The 3,476-nt window shown below is 45.4% G+C and carries 1 protein-coding gene; it reads right to left on the bottom strand.

The features are described 5' to 3' along the window. Positions 1-614: 614 nt before the first annotated feature. On the bottom strand, positions 615-3,032 hold the full coding sequence (locus ACX0G9_RS31520) for an ABC transporter permease (protein ID WP_459068979.1): 2,418 nt from the start codon (positions 3,030-3,032) through the stop codon (positions 615-617). Positions 3,033-3,476 lie beyond the last annotated feature (444 nt).

Genomic DNA, 3,476 nt, shown 5'->3' with positions numbered 1-3,476 from the left:
CTGCACCACAATGCGGGAGAGTAGGTAGCTGCCATATTCATTGAAGCCCTGTCATTTACTTGACAGGGCTTTTTTTTTGTGCCCGGTGCTCCCCCATATAAATGTGTCGCTCCGGGCACAAAAAAACATATGCGTAGCGACAAAGGGCGTCCCCTTTGTAATCCCCTTTTCAAAAATTTTACTTGCTTTACCCTTGTGCCCTATGGGCAAAAAAAAATAAGTGCGTAGCGACAAAGGTAACCGAGAACGGCGAAGGTTACGAACGTTCGCGAGCATAGCGAAGGGAACGAACGAGGAAAAGCAAGGAACGACGCTTTCCGAAGTTCAGAGCAAGGAACGACGCTTTCCGAAGTTCAGAGCGAGGAACGCCGCTTTCCGAAGTTCTGAGCAAGGAACGAAGCTTTCCGAAGTTCTGAGCAAGGAAAGTAACCGAGTGACGCTCGAAGAGCGGATCGAAGGTTAGGAGCGTAGCTCGCCGACGAAGTTCCCCCCTTTGTAATCCCCTTTGCTATAAGACACTACCTCCTTAACTCCTTCTTATATTTACTTTTTGCCGATAGGGCAAAAACATGACCCCTTTATACTTTTTGTTCTTAACAGCCGGACTTCGAGGCTCACTCTGTTCTTAAACTCTTTACCGGATTGGCGATGGCTGTTCGGATAGCTTTATAGCCGATACAAAACCAGGCGATGGTCATGGAGAGCAGAAACGCCTGTAGAAATATCCCAGGACCCGGAAGGACATGGAACGCATAATTTTCCAGCCATCGATGCATAAGATATCCAGCAATGGGAGCCGATATACAAAATGCTATACCGATAAGCAAAACGAATTCTTTGGAGAATAGATAGACAAGGTTGGCGGCTGATGCACCCAGGATCTTACGGATACCTACTTCCTTAGCACGTTGAACGGTCATGAAAGATACAAGGCTGTACAATCCCAGGCAGGATATAAAAATAGCCATGCCTGCAAAGATCTTACAGAGCCGGGACAACTGTTCTTCCTGTTTGTAATAAGTTGCAATCTGGTCATCCAGGAACCGGTATTCATATACCTGGCCGGGAAATGACGCTTTCCATATTTTCTCGATGCCTGCCAGCACTCCCGGCACATTTGAGGACGCCAGCTTTATGTTCACCGTCTGATAGGTGGCTTTCCACGTTCCCATTATGACGGGAGAGATACGATCTTTTAAAGAAGCGGTATTAAAATCCTTAACGATGCCTGATATTCTCCCTGATGTATTATCGCCAATCCCCACTTTTGCCCCAATCGCCTCTTTCGGATCGCGGATACCCAGTTTATTTATAAAAGCCTCATTAACGACAAGGTCTTTTACCGTATCACTTTGACCATAAAACCGACCTGCAACCAATTTAAGGCCATAGGTTCCGGGGTAGGCTGTGTCTGCCCATTTCAAATTGGCTCCAAAATCATTCTTTTTTACCTGATTATAGGTAATGTCGCTGTTCCAGTTATTATCATCTACCGGACTCGCATAGCTGAAGCTTACCTTATCGATGCCAGGCAGCTGTGCCAGCAGACTCCGCAGCCTGTCCGCCTTTCCCATATCCTTCTCATTCTCCGGTAAATGTGTAATGACAATAGCATCCTTGCGAAATCCCATTGGAGCCGATCTGAAATAATCCATCTGGGAAAGCATGATCATTACACCTATAATCAGCGTCTGTGCGATCGTAAATTGCAAAACTACCAATATTTTCCGGAGTTGTGCGGCACCGGACAGCTTCATTGTCGCCTTGTTCTTTATGGCCATGACAGGATTATAACTGGATAGAACAAACGCAGGATAAAAACCAGACAAGAGTATACTGCCAAGTATCAATAAAACAAGGACTCCCATGACATTCCTGTCGGTGAAGAATGCCCGGTCGATCTGAATGTCCAGTAAATGATTAAAATAGGGTAAGCTCAGATCGCATAACCCAACAGCGAGGAGGGCCGCAATGACTATGAGTATAGCCGCCTCACCTATGAATCTGACCATTAATTGTTTGTGTGTGCTGCCCAATACTTTGCGTATACCCACTTCTTTTGACCGGTTAACGGCCTGGGCAGTGGCAAGGTTGACAAAGTTCACACAGGCAATGACTAACACGAAAAGTCCGATCAAACTGAGGGCCAGGATCAGGTCCTTGCTGAAAGGATGATTATTAAAGGTGTTGTACCGTGTATCAAAATGCATTTCCTTTAACGGCAGGAGCGCCATTCCTTCATTCCTGTTCTCTTCGGGTTTGTATTTTTTTACGAGCTGGAAAAGGTTTTTATTGAATTGGTCCGCTGACAGGTTAGCCGGCAATACTACAAAACAATAATGCTGAGCAAAAATGGCCGTCCAATTGGAAAGGACGCTTCTGATACCCGTATTTCCCAAGGTGGAATAGGAAAGGACAACTTTCAGGGGAAAGTCAGTATTGGCCGGCATATCCTTTAAGATACCTGTGACCTTGTAAGTAACCGTATTATCCAGTTTAACCGACTTGCCCATTGCCTCCTGCCAGCTTCCGAAGTATTTATCGGCCATGGATCTTGTGAGCAATACTGTATTGGGATCTTTTAGTGCCGTCGTCTTATCTCCGGCCATCCAGGGAAAATCGAATATGTCAAAAAACTGGGACTCTGCATACAGGATCCCTGTTTCCTCTTTAAATATTTTTGATGTGGCTTTTCCCTGCCCGTCAATGGGGCTGATCTGGCCGCCTCCCCCTACACTTAGAATGGAGGCCACCCGGGTTAATTGAGGATAATCCTGGCGCAAAGCCGTTGCTGTCGGAAAGGGAACTCCTGATTCATAATCAAGCCCTGCAGGTGTTGTGAAAATGGATACTACCCGGTAGATACTGTCTTTTTTAGCATGGAAATTGTCGAAACTGGTCTCAAACCTGATCACCAGGAAGATGAGGAGGCTGACAGCGATGCCTGCAGCCAGGCCAAGGATATTAATAACCGAATACCCTTTATTGCGGCCCAGATTGCGGCTAATGGCCCTTATATAATTCCTTAACATGGCTATAGTTTTTCAGCTTTTACTTCCTGACGGGGTCAAAAAAGATACCATCCCAATATTTGTTTGATAATCAACCTGATAATATAAGGCCTGGACCATTGTCCTGTCCGGTTTCAGTACAAGGGCTGCCCGTTTCTACGCTAAATGACTCGTCCGGCTAAAACTATACAGATTCGTAAAAATAACTATGCAGGCTTATTTTTTGGTAATGATCAGCAATAGTTCAACCCTGTTTCTCAGCTTTCCGGGTTGCTCCGGGATTAAATTCAGGCCTGAATCCAGAGGATTCAGCTTATTGTAAAGCCCTGAGAAATATTTTATTGCGTTTATTGTAAATAAATTTGGCAGCAGACTTGCTGCCCCTTACCTTTGCCGTCCGCTTTAAAAAAGTGGTAGTTCTTCGAAAGGAATCTGGATAGAGAAAGGGGATAAAGGAAGGAAAAA

Source organism: Flavitalea flava (genome assembly GCF_054461575.1).
Note: the sequence above shows the minus strand (reverse complement) of the source record. Positions and strands in the feature narration are given on the sequence as shown.